This window comes from Roseinatronobacter sp., from assembly GCF_051859525.1.
Taxonomy (GTDB): domain Bacteria; phylum Pseudomonadota; class Alphaproteobacteria; order Rhodobacterales; family Rhodobacteraceae; genus Roseinatronobacter.
Genome location: NZ_JBHYFM010000007.1, coordinates 121,892 through 140,384, shown reverse-complemented (window position 1 = coordinate 140,384; position 18,493 = coordinate 121,892). Strand labels below are relative to the sequence as shown.

General features: G+C 61.1%; 19 protein-coding genes. 7 read left to right on the top strand and 12 right to left on the bottom strand.

Features of this window, described 5'->3' with window-relative positions:
* A partial coding sequence (locus ACTIE1_RS08525) for a sugar phosphate nucleotidyltransferase (RefSeq protein ID WP_439563334.1) occupies positions 1-283 on the top strand: 283 nt, incomplete at its 5' end.
* A gap of 197 nt (positions 284-480) precedes the next feature.
* On the top strand, positions 481-1,881 hold the full coding sequence (locus ACTIE1_RS08520) for a phosphomannomutase (RefSeq protein WP_439562090.1): 1,401 nt from the start codon (positions 481-483) through the stop codon (positions 1,879-1,881).
* A gap of 49 nt (positions 1,882-1,930) precedes the next feature.
* Here the strand turns inward: ACTIE1_RS08520 and ACTIE1_RS08515 are convergent, their stop codons facing one another.
* From ACTIE1_RS08515 to ACTIE1_RS08500, 4 genes are read right to left on the bottom strand one after another with little or no spacing between them, the layout of a single operon-like run.
* Positions 1,931-2,923 (bottom strand): adenosine kinase, encoded by a 993-nt coding sequence (locus ACTIE1_RS08515; protein WP_439562089.1) that lies wholly within the window; start codon positions 2,921-2,923, stop codon positions 1,931-1,933.
* Positions 2,920-3,564 (bottom strand): endonuclease III, encoded by a 645-nt coding sequence (gene nth, locus ACTIE1_RS08510; RefSeq protein WP_439562088.1) that lies wholly within the window; start codon positions 3,562-3,564, stop codon positions 2,920-2,922. Before nth ends, ACTIE1_RS08515 begins: the two co-directional genes overlap by 4 nt.
* A gap of 39 nt (positions 3,565-3,603) precedes the next feature.
* A complete protein-coding gene (locus tag ACTIE1_RS08505) occupies positions 3,604-4,380 on the bottom strand; it encodes a tRNA1(Val) (adenine(37)-N6)-methyltransferase (RefSeq protein WP_439562087.1) in 777 nt (258 codons plus the stop codon).
* Complete coding sequence (locus ACTIE1_RS08500; protein ID WP_439562086.1) at positions 4,373-4,588, bottom strand: putative signal transducing protein; 216 nt, start codon at positions 4,586-4,588, stop codon at positions 4,373-4,375. Before ACTIE1_RS08500 ends, ACTIE1_RS08505 begins: the two co-directional genes overlap by 8 nt.
* Before the next feature lie 56 nt (positions 4,589-4,644).
* On the opposite strand from ACTIE1_RS08500, the gene ACTIE1_RS08495 reads away from it, so the two are divergent.
* Positions 4,645-5,646 (top strand): polyprenyl synthetase family protein, encoded by a 1,002-nt coding sequence (locus tag ACTIE1_RS08495; RefSeq protein ID WP_439562085.1) that lies wholly within the window; start codon positions 4,645-4,647, stop codon positions 5,644-5,646.
* Here ACTIE1_RS08495 and ACTIE1_RS08490 read toward each other — a convergent pair.
* From ACTIE1_RS08490 to ACTIE1_RS08480, 3 genes are all read right to left on the bottom strand, one after another.
* Positions 5,639-6,487 (bottom strand): 4-(cytidine 5'-diphospho)-2-C-methyl-D-erythritol kinase, encoded by an 849-nt coding sequence (locus tag ACTIE1_RS08490; protein WP_439562084.1) that lies wholly within the window; start codon positions 6,485-6,487, stop codon positions 5,639-5,641. The genes ACTIE1_RS08495 and ACTIE1_RS08490 overlap by 8 nt on opposite strands.
* Positions 6,484-8,220, bottom strand: a complete 1,737-nt coding sequence (locus ACTIE1_RS08485; protein ID WP_439562083.1) for a tetratricopeptide repeat protein — start codon at positions 8,218-8,220, stop codon at positions 6,484-6,486. Before ACTIE1_RS08485 ends, ACTIE1_RS08490 begins: the two co-directional genes overlap by 4 nt.
* A gap of 117 nt (positions 8,221-8,337) precedes the next feature.
* Positions 8,338-9,984 carry an electron transfer flavoprotein-ubiquinone oxidoreductase gene (locus tag ACTIE1_RS08480; RefSeq protein ID WP_439562082.1) on the bottom strand — a complete coding sequence of 549 codons (1,647 nt, stop codon included), beginning with the start codon at positions 9,982-9,984 and terminating at the stop codon, positions 8,338-8,340.
* A gap of 255 nt (positions 9,985-10,239) precedes the next feature.
* Between ACTIE1_RS08480 and greA the strand changes: the two genes are divergently transcribed.
* The 4 genes from greA to ACTIE1_RS08460 all read left to right on the top strand — a co-directional run bounded on the left by greA (position 10,240) and on the right by ACTIE1_RS08460 (position 12,983).
* Positions 10,240-10,710 (top strand): transcription elongation factor GreA, encoded by a 471-nt coding sequence (gene greA / locus ACTIE1_RS08475; protein WP_439562081.1) that lies wholly within the window; start codon positions 10,240-10,242, stop codon positions 10,708-10,710.
* A gap of 4 nt (positions 10,711-10,714) precedes the next feature.
* On the top strand, positions 10,715-11,698 hold the full coding sequence (locus tag ACTIE1_RS08470; protein ID WP_439562080.1) for a hypothetical protein: 984 nt from the start codon (positions 10,715-10,717) through the stop codon (positions 11,696-11,698).
* 248 nt (positions 11,699-11,946) lie between these two features.
* Positions 11,947-12,657, top strand: a complete 711-nt coding sequence (locus ACTIE1_RS08465; RefSeq protein ID WP_439562079.1) for an AzlC family ABC transporter permease — start codon at positions 11,947-11,949, stop codon at positions 12,655-12,657.
* A complete protein-coding gene (locus ACTIE1_RS08460) occupies positions 12,654-12,983 on the top strand; it encodes an AzlD domain-containing protein (protein ID WP_439562078.1) in 330 nt (109 codons plus the stop codon). Before ACTIE1_RS08465 ends, ACTIE1_RS08460 begins: the two co-directional genes overlap by 4 nt.
* Here ACTIE1_RS08460 and ACTIE1_RS08455 read toward each other — a convergent pair.
* The 5 genes from ACTIE1_RS08455 to ACTIE1_RS08435 form a co-directional block, all read right to left on the bottom strand.
* Positions 12,954-14,387: an FAD-binding oxidoreductase gene (locus ACTIE1_RS08455; protein ID WP_439562077.1), complete on the bottom strand. Its 1,434-nt coding sequence runs from the start codon at positions 14,385-14,387 to the stop codon at positions 12,954-12,956. The genes ACTIE1_RS08460 and ACTIE1_RS08455 overlap by 30 nt on opposite strands.
* A 133-nt stretch (positions 14,388-14,520) precedes the next feature.
* The gene (locus ACTIE1_RS08450) at positions 14,521-15,105 is read right to left on the bottom strand and encodes a GNAT family N-acetyltransferase (RefSeq protein WP_439562076.1); all 585 of its coding nucleotides are present in this window, start codon (positions 15,103-15,105) and stop codon (positions 14,521-14,523) included.
* Positions 15,105-16,367 (bottom strand): M16 family metallopeptidase, encoded by a 1,263-nt coding sequence (locus tag ACTIE1_RS08445; RefSeq protein ID WP_439562075.1) that lies wholly within the window; start codon positions 16,365-16,367, stop codon positions 15,105-15,107. The genes ACTIE1_RS08450 and ACTIE1_RS08445 overlap by 1 nt, the downstream gene beginning before the upstream one ends.
* Positions 16,364-17,752, bottom strand: coding sequence for a threonine synthase (gene thrC / locus ACTIE1_RS08440; RefSeq protein ID WP_439562074.1), 1,389 nt, complete (start codon positions 17,750-17,752; stop codon positions 16,364-16,366). Before thrC ends, ACTIE1_RS08445 begins: the two co-directional genes overlap by 4 nt.
* The gene (locus tag ACTIE1_RS08435) at positions 17,749-18,447 is read right to left on the bottom strand and encodes an SURF1 family protein (RefSeq protein ID WP_439562073.1); all 699 of its coding nucleotides are present in this window, start codon (positions 18,445-18,447) and stop codon (positions 17,749-17,751) included. Before ACTIE1_RS08435 ends, thrC begins: the two co-directional genes overlap by 4 nt.
* Positions 18,448-18,493: the final 46 nt, after the last annotated feature.

The window sequence follows — 18,493 nt, the reverse complement described above, 5'->3', positions numbered from 1 at the left end:
AAGCCTGCTGGAACTCTATCTGGCGGAAGGCACGCTATCGGTTGAAACCATGGGGCGCGGCTATGCATGGCTGGACACAGGCACCCATGACAGCCTGCTGGATGCCGCGAATTTTGTGCGCACACTGCAACTGCGTCAGGGTCTGCAAATCGGCTGCCCCGAAGAAATCAGCTTTCAGCAAGGCTGGATTTCACGCGCACAACTGGATGCACAGGCGAACAAGCTGGGCAAAAGCGGATATGGCCAATACCTGAAATCGCGTTTCCTGTCGTCTGGCCACTGACGGGGCCGCGTACGAAGGTGGTCATTCCCATTGCCTGCGTGTCAGCCCGAATCCTGACATATTATCTAGAGCATGTTGCTCAAAAGTGGGAACCGGTTTTGGGCTTCTCGAACATGCAAAACCAATAAGTTAGAGTATGTAAAGCGAATGCGAATGAACGCGACATGCTCTAAGTATCTGACTGGATGGATTAGCCCATGGCCCCTAAATTCGGAACCAGCGGCCTGCGCGGCCTAGTGAGCCAACTGACACCGGACCTGATAACCGATGTCGTGCGCGCTTATCTGGCATGTTGCGAACATGGCGGGGCCGTCATGGTGGGGCGGGACTTGCGGGCGTCATCACCGGAGATTGCAGCGATTACCCTTGCGGCAATACGCGCCGCAGGGCTGGACGCGATTGACGCGGGCGCGGTGCCGACACCCGCGCTGGCGCTGGCGGCGGGAACACGCGGATGCGGTGCAATCATGGTCACTGGCAGTCATATTCCTGCCGACCGGAACGGCCTGAAATTCTATACCCTTTCCGGCGAAATCTCCAAAGAGGATGAAGGCGCGATCCTTGCAGCACGGGGTCGGCGCTGGCCGGTCGCCCGACGCCAGCCCGACACATTTGACGCGCCCGAAACCGCCAGCGCCTATGTCGCGCGCTATCTGGATGCCTTTGGCCCGCGTGCCCTGCGCGGGCTGCGTGTCGGGGTCTATCAGCACAGTTCGGTTGCGCGTGACCTGATGATGGATGTGTTTGCAGGGCTGGGGGCTGTGCCTGTCGCATTGGCGCGCGCCGATAATTTCGTTGCCGTCGATACCGAAGCGGTCGCGCCCGAAACGCGCGCGCAACTGGCGCAATGGTGCAGGGACCACCGGCTTGACGCGCTGGTGTCCACCGATGGGGATGCAGACCGCCCGCTGCTGTGCGATGCGCGGGGTCAGGTCGTTGCGGGCGATGTCTTGGGCGTTCTGACCGCCCGCGCCCTGCGGGCAGATGTGATCTGCACGCCTGTGTCGTCAAATTCCATGATCGACACTATGGCGGAATTTCACAACGTGCGGCGCACGCGAATCGGATCACCCCATGTGATTGCCGCAATGCAGGACGTGCTGGCCACAAATCCTGCCGCCCGTGTGGTGGGCTATGAAGCCAATGGCGGCTTTCTTCTGGGGTTTGCCGCCCGTGGTCCGGCGGGCCGTCTGGCCCCGCTTATGACACGCGACTGCCTGCTGCCTGTTATCGCGCCGCTGGCGCTTGCGCAGTCGGCGGGGGCAGGCATTGATCACATGGTTGCGGGCTTGCCCCCCCGTTTTACCGCGGCAGACCGGCTGCAAGACATTCCCACCGACGCATCCATCGCGCTGATTGCCACCCTGCGCGATGATGCGCAGGCGCGTGCGGCGTTTTTTGCAGATTGTCCTGCGGAAAAATCAGTCGACATGACAGACGGGCTGCGCGTGACATTTTGCAACGGGGACATTGTTCATCTGCGCCCCTCGGGCAATGCCCCCGAATGCCGGTGCTATGCCGAAGCTGCAACCCCGTCCAGCGCGCAAGACCTTGTCACGCGCTACCTTCGCAAGGTTGCTGAAACGCTTGCGCGCTGATCCGGCCTTGACCATGCCGCGCCAGCCTTGACACCGGCGCGGCCCATGATCACCCCACAAGCCCTGCGCGTTTGAACGCGCCGTGCAGGTCGGTTTTCGGACGCGCGCCGATATGGCCAATGACTTCGGCAGCGGCGATGCACCCCATACGCCCTGCAGTTTCCATATCGCGGCCCGTGGCCAGTCCATACAGGAACCCCGCCGCAAACTGGTCGCCCGCGCCGGTTGCATCAACGGGCGTCACCATATTTACGGGAATTTCCACCCGCGTGCCGTTATGGATAATCACCACCGGATCACCGGACCGCGTGCAGACCAGCATCGGGCAGTCGCGCGCCGCCTGTGCCAGCGCATCATCAAGATCATTGGCCTGATACAGCGACACCCATTCCTGTTCATTGCCCAGAACAAAATCCATCTCGCCCGCGACAAGGGTGCGGAAATCATCGCGGTGGCGGTCCACGCAAAACGGGTCCGACAGCGCGATCCCCGCCTTGCCACCTGCCGCACGACAGGCGCGCGCTGCTTTCAGGAAGGCATCCTTGCCCTTGTCCTTGTCAAACAGATACCCTTCCAGAAAGACGATATCACTGTCTGCAATGACCGCTTCATCCACATCTTCGGGGCCGAATTCGGACGAAATACCCAGATAGGTATTCATGGAGCGTTCACCATCCGGCGTCACAAAGATCATGCAGCGTGATGTCGGCAATTCACCGCCCGCAACAGGCGTGTTCACAAAAACCGCGCCCATTTCATCGGTGTCGCGGGCATAGAAATGGCCCAGTTCATCATCATTGACGCGGCCCAGAAACGCGGATTTCAGCCCCAGCTTGCCCGCACCCGCCAAGGTGTTGGCAACAGACCCGCCTGACGCCTGCGCGCGGTCGTCCATGGTGGCAAAAAGTGCCTCTGCGCGGTCGCGGTCCACAAGCTGCATGATGCCCTTGTGAATATCCATCCGGTCCAGATACCGGTCATCAACTTTGGAAATCACATCGACAATCGCATTGCCGATACCGGCAATCTGGTAGGTTTTCATAGGGTCTTTTCCTCAAATTGGCACAGGTCGCGGATCAGGCAGGCACCACAAGCGGGCTTGCGGGCCTTGCAGGTATAGCGGCCGTGCAGAATTAGCCAGTGATGGGCATGAAGCTGGTAGGGGGCGGGAATGTGATCTTCGATCGCGCGTTCCACCGCCGTGACATCGCGGCCCGGACAAATGCCGGTGCGGTTGCCCACACGAAAGATATGCGTGTCCACGGCCTGCGCGGGCATGCGCCACCACATGTTCAGCACAACATTCGCGGTCTTGCGCCCCACACCGGGCAGCGATTGCAGCGCCGCACGGCTGGAGGGTACTTCGCCACCATAGTCATCAACCAGAATGCGGCTAAGTTTGATGACATTCCTGGCCTTGTTGCGGAACAGGCCGATAGTTTTGATATGCTCGATCAGCCCCTCCTCGCCAAGGGCCAGCATCTTTTCGGGGGTGTCGGCAATCTGGAACAGCGCGCGCGTGGCCTTGTTCACACCCACATCCGTGGCTTGCGCCGACAATGCCACCGCCACCACAAGGGTATAGACATTGACGTGATCCAACTCCCCCTTCGGTTCGGGGTCGGCCGCGTGGAACCGGCGGAAAATCTCGTTGATCGTGGTGTAATCTAGCTGCGCTGCCATGCGCCCTTATATGCAGCGCCATGCGCCGGGGGCAAGCAGTTACGCCCGCATGACCGCCGCCATGTCCAGCGCGGCGGCATCGCGCAGAATGGCGCGCGCGTGCCCTGAAAAATGGTCGCAATCACCGGGATGGGTGTCCCCTTGATGAATGACCAGCGGCGGCAACAACACAAATGGCGCGCGCCCCCCCTTACGGGCCTGCACAATCACGCGCCGCGCCGGACGCGCGGCACGCGCGGCCAATGGCAACACTGTGAGCGATGCGCGCGACACAAACCCCGCCAACAGGTCGGGCAGGCGTTCGCTCAGGTGAATGAATGTGACATACCCCCCATCGCGCGCACGGCGCAGCGCCACATCGACCCACGCACCCAGCGGCGTTTCCTCGCGCAGGGCGCGGTCGCGGCCTGCATCAAGGGACGATGGGCCATGCGCTGCGTAATAGGGCGGGTTGGCGATAACATGGTCAAACCGCTGGTCACGCAATGGCGCGGGCAACGCCGTCAGATCGGCGTCAAACACGGTCATATCCACGGAATTTGCCGCCGCATTGCGCCGCGCAAGATCCGCATATGCGGGTTGCACTTCTACGCCCGCGACCGTCAGCCCGCCAATGCGCGCCCCCAGACAAAGGGACGCCACCCCCGCCCCGCACCCCAGTTCCAGCACGTTTTGCCCCGTGCGCGCGGGCACACTGGCGGCCAGAAATACCGGATCTGTGGCCGCGCGGTAGCCATCGCGCGGCTGCAATGCCATGACGCGCCCGTTCAGAAACGCATCCTGCGTCAGGGCATCATCGGGGAAATGGTCAGTCATGCAGGGGAATGCCATTTTCGCGCAACACAGATACGGCCATGAAGTGATCTTCACGCCGCACCATCAAGCGCCGTGGCATCATGCCAAGCGTTGATTCGATGGTGTGCATATGGACGTCTATATCGAACACCTCTATACCTTCGCCCTGAAGCAGGGCAGTCGCAAAGGGGATGATCGTCGGGTCGGTCGTGCGCAATAGCTCTTTCATGAAATCACTCTATTTGCCATAGGGCAAACTTGTCGAGATGGGACACGGTAATATCAATGGATACGCAGCATTTCAGCCGGGCACCGCATGACCTTCTGGCAGAGTATCTACGCGATGACCTGCAGGAAGTGAACCAGCTTATCCGTGCGCGCATGGCGTCGGAACATGCCCCCCGCATTCCCGAAGTTACCGCCCATCTGATTGAGGCAGGCGGCAAGCGCATTCGGCCCATGCTGGTTCTGGCGGCAAGTCATCTGTGCGGGTATCAAGGGCCATATCACCACCATCTGGCCGCCACGGTCGAATTCATCCATACCGCAACCCTGCTGCATGATGATGTTGTGGATGAAAGCGCGCAACGGCGCGGGCGGGCCACGGCAAACCTGCTATGGGACAACAAGTCATCGGTGCTGGTGGGGGATTACCTGTTTGCGCGCGCCTTCCAGCTGATGGTTGAATGCGGGTCGCTGCGGGTGCTGGATATTCTGGCAAATGCATCCGCCACGATTGCCGAAGGCGAGGTGCTGCAACTGACCACCGCGCAGAATATCGACACAACCGAAGAACAATACCTGCGCGTGATCCGTGGCAAGACGGCGGCGCTGTTTTCTGCCGCGACCGAAGCCGGCGCGGTTATCGCTGCGGCCCCTGATGCACAGGTTCAGGCGCTGGTCACCTATGGTGATGCATTGGGCATCAGCTTCCAGATTGTGGATGATTATCTGGATTATGGCGGCGCAGGTGCCGGTATTGGCAAGAATATCGGGGATGATTTCCGCGAAGGCAAGGTGACGCTGCCGGTCATTCGCGCGATTGCGGCGGCGGATGCGGATGAACGCGGCTTCTGGGCGCGCACGATTGGCAAACGTGACCAGCGCAATGGCGATCTGGAACACGCGCTTGAACTACTGGCGAGGCATGACGCGATGACCGCCACGCGCGCACAGGCGCTGGCATGGTCCCAACGCGCCAAGGATGCCCTTGCCCCCTTGCCCGACCATCCGTTACGCCAGATGCTGGCCGATCTGGCCGATTACGTTGTGGCGCGCGTCAACTGATCAGGGCGCGGGGCGCGCGAATGCCTGTTGCGACAACCCACCAGTCTGGGTGGCGTTCCTGAACTATCTGCGCTGCGGCGCTGGCGGCCTGTTCCGTGGGGAAAATTCCAAAGCAGGTTGCCCCCGACCCCGACATGCGCGCCAGCGCGCAATCGGGGTTTTCAGTCAATGCCCGCAAGACTTGTGATATCACCGGCGCTAGGGCACGGGCGGGCGCTTCAAGATCGTTGCGTTGCCCGCGCAGCCAATCTGCCAGCGCATAGACATCCGGCCAGTGGGGCAAATCGGCGGGCATGGGTGCGTTGTTGCGGTTGTTCAGACTGCGAAACACCTGTGGCGTGGACACGGCAACCCGCGGATTGACCAGCACCAGCCAGAAGGGCGGCAAGGGCGGCAGCAGGGTCAACACTTCGCCAATGCCTTGCATGCGGCAGGGCGCACCTGCCAGACAGGCGGGCACATCAGCCCCCAACGCAAGAATTTCCGGCATTGGTGGCAACGGCTTGCCCGTGATGCGCGCCAACAAGCGCAGGGTAGCGGCCGCATCGGCCGACCCGCCACCAATGCCCGCAGCAACCGGCAGGGCCTTGATCAACCGCAAGCTGATCTGTGGCGTGCCCATCAGGTGCGCGGCACGCAGGACCAGATTGTCCGGCCCCGCACTTAGTGCAGACGCTTCTGGTCCGGTAACATGCAGGCCGTTGTCGGGGGTTGTTTCCAGCTGGTCGCCTGCATCGGTGAATACAACCATCGAATCCAGCAGATGATAGCCGTCTTCACGTTGGCCGGTCACATGCAGCGACAGGTTCACCTTGGCCGGTGCCAATTCATGCGCGGTCATTCGGTGGATGCGCCCAGCGGGGGCGCGCCCTCCTCCTCCAACACGACATCCAGCCCGACATCCAGTTTGCGGCGCACACGATCAAGGTCAAGGTCAGGATGGGGCGCGAATGATATGGCGCGACTCCATTGGAAGCGTGCTTCGCGGTGGCGGCCCACGGCCCAATACACATCCCCAAGGTGATCATTCAGGATGGCATCATTCGGCATAAGCTCAACCGCGCGTTCCATGACGGGGACAGCATCATCATATTTGCCCATGCGGAACAGCGCCCAGCCCAGACTGTCAACGATATATCCGCTGTCAGGTTCCCCCTCGACCGCGCGCTCGATCATCTCCAACGCTTCATCAAGGTTGCGCTGCTGTTCCACCAGCGAGTAGCCAAGATAGTTCAGAACCTGCGGTTCATCAGGCACAAATTCCAGCACGCGGCGGAACTCCGGTTCCGCACGATCCCAATCTCCCATGCGTTCCAACGCGATTGCACGTGTATAGAGCAAGACCCAATGGCGTTCCTCCAACTCGTCAATCAGGTCAATGGCGCGGCTATAGGCATCGGCAGCTTCTTCAAACCGTTCTTCGCGGCGCAGCATGTCACCAAGGGTGCTGAATGCCATGACGGAATCAGGCGTGTCTGCAACGAAGCCCTGCAACCATTCGATCGCCGCATCGGTTTCCCCCGCGCGGTACAGCGCATTGGTCTTGCCAAGCTGCGCATTCAGGAATTGCGCATCATCGGCGGGCATCTTGTCATAGACCTGCTGCGCCAGATCATACTGTCCCGCCTGCTCCAGCAACTCGCCTGCCAGCAAAATGGCGTCAGGGTGATCCGGGCGCAAGGCCAGTGCAAGGCGGGTGTAAACCAGCGGCAGCCAGTCGCCCTGTTCCCCCAGCAAGGCCGAGGCAAGCAGCAAATATGTCTCGGCCATGCCATCGCGCGCGGACTGGACCGTGGTAAACGGCACAGCCCGCCCTTCCGACAATTCGGCAACCACGCGCGCCACATCCCCTTCCGGTGTCGCGCCGAACATGCTTTCGGCCAGCGCCAGCGCTTCGTCAAACATACCAAGCTGCGACAGAATGGTGATATGGGCCACGATCCCGCGCCGCGTCAGGCTGACAGGGCCGTCCACTTCGCCTGTCAACAATTCGCTTGCGCCTTCCATGTCGCCGACATGCGCCAGCGCAAGCGCCTTGTGATATACCGCAAACGGGGCCAGATCGGGTGTTTCGGAAATGATGGCGTCGAACGCCGCGCGGGCCTCGGACATGCTGCCCACACCAAGTTTGGCCCATGCCAGACCCAGCGCATCTGTCAGCGGGCCAGTCTGGCGGCCATCCTGCGCAGCCGCAAGCGCCGCGTCATACGCTTCGCGCGCGAATTCATCTGCCTGCAAAATAACCTGCGCAACCTGACTGCCGACATCGCGGGCGTCGGCCTGCGCGGCAAGTGTTGCGGCACGCGCGAAATCACCGCTTAGCAAATGGCCCTGCATGGCCAGTTCGCGAAACAGCGCATTGTCGGGGTCCAGTTCGGCGGCGCGGTCGTAATTCTGCGCCATCTGGGTGAAATTATCTGATGAAACTGCGACACGGCCAGCCAGAAACGCCCCTGCCATTCCGGATGGCAGATCAACCGCGGCATCCGCAGGGCTGGTCTGTGCCATTACCGGCGCGGCAGCGCACAGCGCGATAAAGCTGATGGCCGAAGCCAGATGGCGGAAACTTGACACTAGGCGCGCACTCCGTCTGATGGATGACTTTGACAAGACTAGTGTTCCACCCTGCCGGTGGCAATCGCCCATACGGGAAAAAGCCACCGCGCACAGAATCGTCAGATCGGCCAGCGATCACATATTCGGGTAATTCGGCCCGTCCCCGCCCTGTGGTGTCACCCAGTGGATATTCTGGCTGGGGTCCTTGATGTCACATGTCTTGCAATGCACACAGTTCTGGAAGTTGATGACAAAACGCGGGTCCTTGCCCTCTTCCTCGACCACCTCATAAACACCGGCGGGGCAATAGCGCTGCGCGGGTTCGGCATATTTGGGCAGGTTGACACCAATGGGAACGGACGCATCCTTCAGTGTCAGGTGCGCAGGCTGGCTTTCTTCGTGGTTGGTGAAGCTGAAGGCCACATTGGTCAGCCGGTCAAAACTGATCTTGCCATCGGGTTTGGGGTAATCAATGGGGCTGTGGTCCTTGGCCTCGCCGGTGGCGGCGGCATCGGTCTTGCCATGGCCCATGGTGCCAAACAGCGAAAAGCCCAGCGTATTGGTCCACATGTCCAGACCACCCAGTTTCAACGATGGCAACAAGCCCCAGCGCGACCACATGGGTTTGACATTGCGCACTTTCCACAGGTCACGGCCCACAGGCCCTTCGCGCAGGTCGGTTTCATAGGCCGTCAGTTCATCGCCTTCGCGGCCCGCCGTGATGGCATCAAACGCGGCTTCTGCTGCGGCCTTGCCCGACAGCATGGCATTGTGGTTGCCCTTGATGCGCGGCACATTGACCAGGCCCGCCGAACAGCCCAGCAACGCGCCCCCCGGAAACACGACTTTGGGAATGGACTGATAGCCCCCTTCCGAAATGGCACGCGCGCCATACGCCACACGTTTACCGCCCTTCAACAACTCGGCCACCATAGGGTGATGTTTGAAGCGCTGGAATTCCTGATAGGGCGACAAATAGGGGTTGGCGTAGTTCAGATGAACCACAAAGCCCACGTAAACCTGATTGTTGTCCAGATGGTAAATGAAGCTGCCACCGCCCGCATTTCCGCCCAGCGGCCAGCCCATTGTGTGGGTCACTGTGCCTTCGCGGTGCTTTTCGGGGTCGATTTCCCAGATTTCCTTCATGCCAAGGCCGAATTTCTGCGGCTCGTGCCCCTTGGACAGGTCGTATTTCGCCATCACTTCCTTGGACAGTGACCCGCGCACCCCTTCGGACAGGAACACATATTTGCCGTGCAGCTCCATGCCCGGTTCATAGCCGTCACCGGGCGTGCCGTCCGGGTTCTTGCCAAACTCGCCCGCGACCACGCCCTTGACGCGCGCGCCGTCATAAACCAGTTCCGAACAGGCCATGCCGGGGAATATCTCGACGCCCAACCCCTCGGCCTGTTCGGCCATCCAGCGGCAGACATTGGCCATGGACACGATGTAATTGCCATGGTTGTTCATCAAGGGCGGCATGGGCCAGTTGGGCACACGAATTTGCCCCGCCTCGCCCAGCATATAGAAATTGTCACGCCGCACCGGCACCGTGACAGGGGCGCCGCGGTCCTTCCAGTCGGGGATCAGCGCATCAAGACCGCAGGGGTCCAGCACCGCACCCGACAGGATATGCGCGCCGACTTCGGACCCTTTTTCCAGAACCACGACATTCAAATCCGCATCAAGCTGTTTCAGACGGATCGCGGCAGACAAGCCCGCAGGCCCCGCCCCCACGATCACGACATCATATTCCATGGTTTCGCGTGTCATCCCGGTCATGGTGGCTCCTGTTATTGCGCATGGCTTGGCATGTGGGACATAATCTGTCGCAGTTGACCTAGCGCAGGTGCGCCCATGGGGTCAATGCAAACGCAGCGTCCAAATTGCGGCAAACGGCGTGTTCGCGCAACCGAAGCTGCCGGTCGCTGTCATTGTGCTTGCAATCCGTGCAAGCCTGCGTTCTGATGGCTTGACTTATCTGGACGGCCCCGGCCTTCGCCGCGGGCGGTCTTTTACATTATATGGTGACGTGACATGGAAAAACTGCCCCTCACCCGCGCCGGCCAGAAGATGCTGGACGCCGAATTGCGCCAATTGAAATCGCAGGACCGTCCCGCGATCATCCGGGCTATTGCAGAGGCCCGTGAACATGGCGACCTGTCGGAGAACGCCGAATACCACGCCGCCCGCGAAAAACAGAGCTTCATTGAAGGGCGCATCAAGGAACTGGAAGGAATCCTGTCGCGCGCCGATGTAATCGACACGTCCAAACTGTCGGGGTCCATCAAATTCGGCGCTCATGTCAAATTGCTGGACGAGGACACGGAAGAAGAGCGCAGCTACCAGATTGTCGGAGAGGCGGAAGCCGATCTTGAAAAGGGGCTTTTGAACATCAAAGCCCCCCTCGCCCGCGCCCTGATTGGCAAGGACGAAGGCGACAGCGTTGATGTGCGCACCCCCGGCGGCACGAAAAGCTATGAAATTCTGGAAATAAAGTTCGGCTAGGCCAATGGCCCGCGCACCTGTCCCCATAACCAGCCCCCCCGCACCAGACAAGGCGCATGGCCCGCAAAGGTCGGGGGCATTGCTGGCTGCGGGGGGGCTGATCTGGGTGCTGGCGGCTGCGGGTTTCGTGCTGCTTGCAGATTTCAACAGCATGGATGGCACGACGGTCACCCTGATCGCGGCAGCGGTGTTCATGCCCGCCCTTCTGGTGTCGGCCTGCCTGTATCTGGCTGCGATTGCGCGCGACTTGCGGCGAGAGGCATTGCACCTGCAACGCAGCAGCGATGATTTGCGCCGCGTCCTGTCCGAACGCAAGCACGAAGCCGCGCCCCTGTCCCCCGTGGCCCAAAGCCGCATCGACGCGCTAAGCAATGCGCAGGAACAGACCGATACCCGCCTGACATTGTTCTTTTCACACCGCGCGCGCGACCAGTCCACCCCGCAGGGCGCCGCCGTTGCGGATGACGCACAACCAGCCCTTGCCCTTGGCGATATCGGCCAGTCCGCGCCCGCAGGGCCGACACCGGCCGAGCTGATCCGCGCCCTGCACTTTCCCGAAGACGAAAATGACACCGAAGGCTTTGACGCATTGCGCAGGGCATTGAACGACACGCGCTGCGCGCCCCTGATCCGCTGCGCGCAAGATGTCCTGACGCGTCTGGCACAGGACGGTATCTACATGGATGATTTGCGCCCCGATCGCGCGCGACCGGAATTCTGGCGTGCCTTTGCCAATGGGGCACGCGGCGCACTGATTGCGCCACTTGGCGGCATACGGGACCGGTCCTGCCTCGCGCTGACATCAGGGCGCATGCGCAACGACGCCGATTTCAGACAAGCCGCGCATTTGTTCCTGCGCGAATTTGACAAGGTTTTTGCGGATTTTGAAAAACAGGCCGATGACGCGCAAATCGCCGCAATGGCAGACACCCGTTCGGCGCGGGCGTTCATGCTGTTGGGGCGGGTCAGCGGTGTATTTTCGCGCTAGGGTATTTTGTGCAAAACACCTGACAGGCTTGCGCATAAGAAACACGCAATCATAAATTATCAAGGCAGGGCGCGTGAACGCAAACACGCGCAACCCGCGCGACAATGGCTTGAAACCCCTCCCTCCGGCAGATAACAATCTTGAACACATGAACTAAATTCAAGCATCATCTTGCCCCAAATACTCAACTTTCGGGCAGTCCTCTTTGCCAGAGGAATGTCAGCACCTGACAGGATACCAGCGCCGCCATGACCAATTCTCGTGACTACTGGCAGGGGTTCAGGGACGGAACGCCCTTCATCCTGCTTATACTGCCCTTCGGCGCAGTCTTCGGGATTGTTGCCACAGAATCCGGCCTGAATATTCTGGAAACCATGGGCTTCTCGGTTCTGGTTATTGCAGGTGCCGCGCAATTCGTTGCCCTTCAAATGATGCTGGACAACGCGCCCGTGCTGATTGTTCTGGCGGCCTCGCTGGCGGTGAATTTGCGCATGGCGATGTATTCGGCATCGCTTGCACCGCATCTGGGCGCCATGAGTTGGTGGCGGCGCGGTATCGTTGCCTATTTCATGGTCGACCAATCCTATGCAGCGTCCGTGCTGAAATACGAACAACAGCCCCATATGTCCCATGGCCAGAAATTTGCCTATTATATGGGGGTCGTCACGCCCATTTGTCCGGTGTGGTATATGGCGACATGGGCGGGGGCGGCGTTGGGCACTGCGGTGCCGTCCGGCTTGCCCATCGACTTTGTCGTGCCGATTACCTTTCTGGCGCTGATCGTGCCAATGTTGCGCACGCTGGCGCATGTCGTCGCTGCACTGGTGTCGATCATCGGCGTGCTGGTTTTCAGCTTCATGCCATTCAACCTTGGGCTTCTGGTTGCGGCGGTTCTGGCCATGATGGCCGGTGCGGAAACAGAACGGCGCATGACGCGCGCCAGACAGGGGCAGGCATGACCTTCGGCACAGCGCAGATATGGACCGTTATCATCGGGCTTGGGCTGGGGTCATTCCTGCTGCGCCTGTCGTTTCTGGGCATTATCGGCAATCGCGAATTGCCCGAATGGGTGCTGCGGCATTTGCGCTATACGGCTGTCGCCATCATGCCCGGTATGATTACACCGCTGATCCTGTTCCCGCAGGCGGCGGGTGGCGCGCTGGATCCGGTGCGCATCAGCGCCGCCATTGCCACGATTGCCATCAGTTTTTTGACGAAAAGCGCGGTTCTGACGATTTTCGGGGGCGCGGCAGCCCTATTCGGGCTGCATTTCGGTATCGGCTAGCACCGCGCCGGGGTTCATAATGCCGTGGGGGTCAAGGGCCCGTTTGATGGCGCGCATGGCGGCCAGTTTGACCGGATCGCCGTATTTTTCCAGATCAGCCGTTTTCAGCCGCCCGATTCCGTGTTCGGCACTGACGGACCCGCCCATCGCATGCACCAGATCATGCACACAGGCCTTGATACTGTCGCGCTGGTGTTCGTGGTCTGCGCGGCTGCGGCCCGCGACGGGAAAGACATTGTAATGCAGGTTCCCGTCCCCCAGATGGCCAAAGCAATTCACCCGAAATGTGTCAATTTCAGCCAGCGCAGGGCCCGCGCGGTCAATGAATTCCGGCACGGCCGACAACGGCAGCGATATGTCATGGCTGGACACAGCGCCAATATGGCGGTTCGCTTCCGGTATGGATTCGCGCAAGGTCCAGAATTCGGCGCGCTGGCCCATATTCTGCGCAATAACGCCGTCACTGACCAGACCGGCCTCAAGGGCCTGCGCAAACACCCCCTCCAGCGCTTCGGACGGGTCAAGGCCTTGCGGCAGGCCCAGATCAATCAGCACCATCCAGTCGGGCGGGCTGTCGAATGGCTGGCGCACCTGCGGCATGGTGCGGGCCAGAAAATCCAGCCCCATGCCCCCGATCAGTTCGAAGGCAGATATCCCGTCCGACAACCGCGCCTGTGCCAATGCCAGCAGCGACAGCGCTGCATAAGGGCTGTTGACGACCATCAGCGCGGCGCCTTGTCGCGCAGGACGCGCAAACAGGCGCAGGCTGGCGGCGGTGATAACGCCCAACGTCCCTTCTGATCCGACCATCAGGTTGCGCAAATCATATCCGGTATTGTCCTTGCGCAGGCGTTTCAGCCCGTTCCAGATACGCCCGTCAGGCATGACCACTTCCAGCCCCAGAACCAGATCCCGCGCGTTTCCATAGCGCAGCACATTCACACCGCCCGCATTCGTCGCCAGCAACCCGCCAATTCGCGCCGACCCCTCGGAGGCCAGTGACAACGGAAACAGGCGCTCCGCATCCCCGGCTGCCTTGTGCACATCGGCCAGAATGGCCCCCGCTTCTGCGATCAGGACATTTTCGGCACTATGCACCGACCGGATCGCGGTCATCCGTTCCAGCGACAGGACCAGCGGAACCAGCCCCCCCGTGGCCACCTGCCCGCCCACAAGACCGGTGCCGCCCCCGTATGGGACAACCGCCACCCGTGCGTCATGGGCCGCGCGCAGGATTGCGGACACCTCGGCGGTGGTGCGCGGGCAGGCCACGGCCCCCGCCTGCCCCTGCCAACGCCCGCGCGGTTCTTCCAGAAAGCGCGGCTCGGCGGGGCGCAAGGTGCCCTCCGGCAGATCAGCGGCAAGCCGGTCCAGAAAATCTCCATCGCAAGGGTTCAGGCTCATCCGGTATTTCCTTCAATGCACGATGATAACGCTGCCAGATAGGGCCTGCGCGCGCAGTGCCAAGGGTCTGCGCGAACCCGCGCAGGCCCGGGGGCGGGCGGGTGGGGCGCTGCGCGCGCAGGCCCTATCGCGCCTAGCGCACATCCGTGCGCCCGCGTCTGTCATTTCGTAAATTGGCATACAGCACATGATTGCGCCACCTGCCGTTGATCTGCAAATAACTTTGGGCAACGCCCTCATATTTGAACCCCGACCGTTCCAGCACCCCGCGAGAGGCGGCGTTTTCGGGCAGGCAGGCGGCCTCTATCCGCGACAGGTCCATCAGGCTGAAGGCATGATACACAAGCGCGGCAATACTTTCGCGCATATAGCCCTGTCGGGCGAAAGGGGCACCAACCCAATAACCCAGCGTGCCTGCCTGCGCGGGACCGCGCCGGATATTGTCCAGCGTGATCGCGCCAACAAGGCAGGCATCCTCGTGCCGGAAAATGAACAAGGGCAGCGCCGTATCCTGCTTGTGGCAGCGCGTGGCCCAACTGACGCGGTTGGTAAATGCCCGCCGCGTCAGGTGATCATCCGACCATGTCGGCTCCCACGGGGTCAGGAAGCCGGATGACTGCCTGCGCAATTCCGCCCATTGACGAAAATCGGCATGCTGCGGCAAACGCAGAAACAATCTGTCAGTTTCCAACCGCAGTTTGCCGCGCAAACCCAGCATCAGGCAACCAGCCTGTCGCCAAGTTCTGCCAGACGCGGCGCGCGCTCGATCGGGCCATAGAGTGCCAGCGCCGTGCGGCTGCCTTGCAGCAAGGCCCGCGCATGATCGCGCGCCGCTTGCGCAGTGACCGCGTCGATCCGTGCAATGGCCTCGGCCAGATCGGGCACACGGCCCCAGATTGACAGCAGTTTTGCCAGCCGTTCGGCGCGCGCGGACGGACTTTCCAGCCCCATTAACAAACCCGCTTTCATTTGCGCGCGGGCGCGGGCAACCTCGGGTTCGGACAGGGTGTCGGCAGCGCGCTTCAATTCGTCCATTGTCAGCCACGCCAGATCCGCAATCTCATCCGCGCCGGTTCCGGCATAGATGGTGATCATGCCAGTATCGAAATACGCCCCCGATTGCGCAAAGACAGTATAGCATAGCCCGCGTTCCTCGCGCAGGCGTTGGAACAGACGCGACGACATGCCACCGCCCAATGCCCCCGAAAACACCTGCGATGTATAGAAATCCTCTGCGCGGTAATGGGGCGCTTCCAGTGCGAAGGCAAAATGCGCCTGTTCCAGCTGGCGGGTTTCGCGCCGTTCGCCATTGTGGAACCGCGCGGGTTCCGCATTCTGGAACGGCTTGGCCACCAGATGCCCGAACAACGGCTCGGCCAGACGCACAAGCGTGTCATGGTCCACGGCACCCGCTGCCGACAGAATCATCTGGCCCGGCCCGTAATGGGTGCCCACGAAGGCACGCAGATCGTCGGTGGAAAAGCCCGAAACAGCGGCGCTGGGACCAAGAATAGACCGACCCAGCGCCTGCGACGGATAGGCCGCTTCCTGCAGCCAGTCAAAGATCACATCATCGGGCGTATCCAGCGCCTGCCCGATTTCCTGCAAGATGACACCGCGTTCCACTTCGACTTCGCGCGGCTCGAACGCGGGATTCAGCACGATATCGGCCAGCACATCCAGCGCAAGCGGCACATCCGCCCGCAACACCCGCGCGTAATAGGCCGTCATCTCGCGCGAGGTATAGGCGTTGATATACCCGCCCACATCCTCGATTTCTTCGGCAATCTGCAAGGCACTGCGCCGCGCAGTGCCCTTGAAGGCCATGTGTTCCAGAAAATGCGCAACCCCGTTTTGATGCGCCCCTTCATGGCGGGCGCCCGCCTCTATCCACAGGCCAATCGCGGCGGATTCCAAGCCTGCCATGGGTTCTGTCACAATACGGAACCCGTTGGGCAATGTCGTTATCTGCACACTCATTTACGAATATTCCCGCGAATATGGGCCTGTAATTCCGCCAGATCACCGCTCAGGCGCGTCACACGTTCGGGGCGTTCAAACAGGTCGGCCATGCGTTCGGGCAGCGCCGGACGCGTGCCCATGGCCGCTTCCACCGCATCAGGGAATTTTGCCGGATGCGCGGTTGCCAGTGTCACCATGGGCGTTGCGGACAGATGCTGTTCTGCGACATGAACGCCCACGGCACTATGCGGGCACAGGATTTCACCCGTCTGTGCATGGATGCGGGTTATCGTTTGCGATGTCTCCTGCTCGGACGCGCGACCAGAGGCGAAGACTTCGCGCAGGAATTCCAGCGCACCTTGCGAGATATGGAATCCGCCGCTGGCCTTCAGTTCATCCATCAACTGCGCGACAGCCGCGCCGTCACGCCCGTATGCGTCAAACAACGCGCGTTCAAAGTTGGAGCTGACCTGAATATCCATCGACGGGCTGATCGAGGGCTTGACCCCATCGGTGACATAGCCCCCTGACGTGATGGCGCGGTGCAGAATGTCGTTGTGATTGGTTGCGACAACCAACTTTTCAATCGGCAGGCCCATCTGGCGCGCGATATAGCCTGCGAACACATCGCCAAAGTTTCCCGTGGGCACCGTGAAGCTGACAGGACGATAGGGCGCGCCAACGCTGACCCCTGCAGAGAAGTAATAGACAACCTGCGCCAGAACACGCGCCCAGTTGATGCTGTTTACGCCCGCCAGCTTGACACTGTCGCGGAACGCGAAATCATTGAACATATCCTTGACCAGCGCCTGACAGGTGTCAAAATCCCCATCAACAGCCAGCGCGTGGACATTGGCGTCTGTGGGTGTGGTCATCTGACGGCGCTGCACCTCGGACACGCGGCCATGCGGGAACAGGATGAACACATCCACGTTGTCCAGCCCCTTGAACGCCTCGATCGCGGCCGATCCGGTGTCGCCCGATGTCGCGCCCACAATCGTCACCCGATCCCGCGAGCGCGCAAGCGCTGCCTGAAACAGCTGGCCAATCAGCTGCATGGCGAAATCCTTGAAGGCCAGTGTGGGGCCGTGGAACAGTTCCAGCAGGAAATGATTCGACGCCAGTTGTTTCAGCGGCGCGCGGGCGGGGTGCCCGAACCCCTGATACGCCTGCGCAATCAGGCTGCGGAATTCGTCGTCGCGAAATGTATCGCCAATGAACGGGCGCATGATGACATAGGCCTGCTCCTCGTAACTCAGCCCCGCAAGCGATGCGATTTCAGCCTGCGTCATGGGCGGCACATGGTCGGGCAGGTACAAGCCGCCATCGCGCGCCAGCCCCGTCAGCATGGTGGCTTCGAAAGTCAGCGCAGGTGCTGCGCCACGGGTTGAAATATACTTCATTTCCGGTCTGATCCTTGATCGCGTTGGCGCGTGATACGCCACAGAAAGAAAACTGTCATCCCCAGCCATGCAATCGCCATCAAAAACCATTGCACGGCATAGCCCAGGTGGTTGTCGGGCAGGCGCACCTCATACACAGGGACGGGGGTTGCGGGGGGCATGGGTTCGGACGTGCGGCGCAGCACAACCAGCATTTCCTCGGCATTCAGCAACGCGGCCATCTGGCCCACATCGCGCGCGAAGAACAAATTGCGGCCCGCGTCGAATTCCGGGGTATAGTCATTTGCATCGCGCGGCCAGTGCAGGTTTCCCGCCAGCGTGACCGGACCTGATTCGACAGCCAGCCCCGTTCGCGCCGCTTCCGGCAGAAACCCGCGATCCACCATGATGCGGCGCCCCTGATCCGTTTCCAGAACCGATATCAGGTGAAACCCCGGCCCCTGCGCGCGCTGCGCTGCCATTGCAAAACTATGATCCGCGACGAAACTGCCCGTCACTTCCACAGGCAGGTAGCGGTCGTGGTCAGGGTCCGGCGTATCCGGCAAGGATACAGGCGGCTGGAAAATGCGCGCCTCCATTTCCGCGATCAGGGCGGCCTTTTCCTCGGCGCGGGAAAGCTGCCACACTCCAAGATTCACCAGAATGGCCGTGCCAACCAGTCCGAAAATCGCTGGAATAAGGATCTGCTTCAGCATGTTTTCCCAAGTCTGATAGTGAAAAGCGCGCGCCTCTCGGCCCGCG

Coding starts and splice junctions, on each gene's coding strand:
- ACTIE1_RS08520 (WP_439562090.1), top strand. CDS start 481: ATGGCCCCTAAATTCGGAACCAGCGGCCTGCGCGGCCTAGTGAGCCAA.
- ACTIE1_RS08515 (WP_439562089.1), bottom strand. CDS start 2,923: ATGAAAACCTACCAGATTGCCGGTATCGGCAATGCGATTGTCGATGTG.
- nth (WP_439562088.1), bottom strand. CDS start 3,564: ATGGCAGCGCAGCTAGATTACACCACGATCAACGAGATTTTCCGCCGG.
- ACTIE1_RS08505 (WP_439562087.1), bottom strand. CDS start 4,380: ATGACTGACCATTTCCCCGATGATGCCCTGACGCAGGATGCGTTTCTG.
- ACTIE1_RS08500 (WP_439562086.1), bottom strand. CDS start 4,588: ATGAAAGAGCTATTGCGCACGACCGACCCGACGATCATCCCCTTTGCG.
- ACTIE1_RS08495 (WP_439562085.1), top strand. CDS start 4,645: ATGGATACGCAGCATTTCAGCCGGGCACCGCATGACCTTCTGGCAGAG.
- ACTIE1_RS08490 (WP_439562084.1), bottom strand. CDS start 6,487: ATGACCGCGCATGAATTGGCACCGGCCAAGGTGAACCTGTCGCTGCAT.
- ACTIE1_RS08480 (WP_439562082.1), bottom strand. CDS start 9,984: ATGACCGGGATGACACGCGAAACCATGGAATATGATGTCGTGATCGTG.
- greA (WP_439562081.1), top strand. CDS start 10,240: ATGGAAAAACTGCCCCTCACCCGCGCCGGCCAGAAGATGCTGGACGCC.
- ACTIE1_RS08470 (WP_439562080.1), top strand. CDS start 10,715: ATGGCCCGCGCACCTGTCCCCATAACCAGCCCCCCCGCACCAGACAAG.
- ACTIE1_RS08465 (WP_439562079.1), top strand. CDS start 11,947: ATGACCAATTCTCGTGACTACTGGCAGGGGTTCAGGGACGGAACGCCC.
- ACTIE1_RS08460 (WP_439562078.1), top strand. CDS start 12,654: ATGACCTTCGGCACAGCGCAGATATGGACCGTTATCATCGGGCTTGGG.
- ACTIE1_RS08455 (WP_439562077.1), bottom strand. CDS start 14,387: ATGAGCCTGAACCCTTGCGATGGAGATTTTCTGGACCGGCTTGCCGCT.
- ACTIE1_RS08450 (WP_439562076.1), bottom strand. CDS start 15,105: ATGCTGGGTTTGCGCGGCAAACTGCGGTTGGAAACTGACAGATTGTTT.
- ACTIE1_RS08445 (WP_439562075.1), bottom strand. CDS start 16,367: ATGAGTGTGCAGATAACGACATTGCCCAACGGGTTCCGTATTGTGACA.
- thrC (WP_439562074.1), bottom strand. CDS start 17,752: ATGAAGTATATTTCAACCCGTGGCGCAGCACCTGCGCTGACTTTCGAA.
- ACTIE1_RS08435 (WP_439562073.1), bottom strand. CDS start 18,447: ATGCTGAAGCAGATCCTTATTCCAGCGATTTTCGGACTGGTTGGCACG.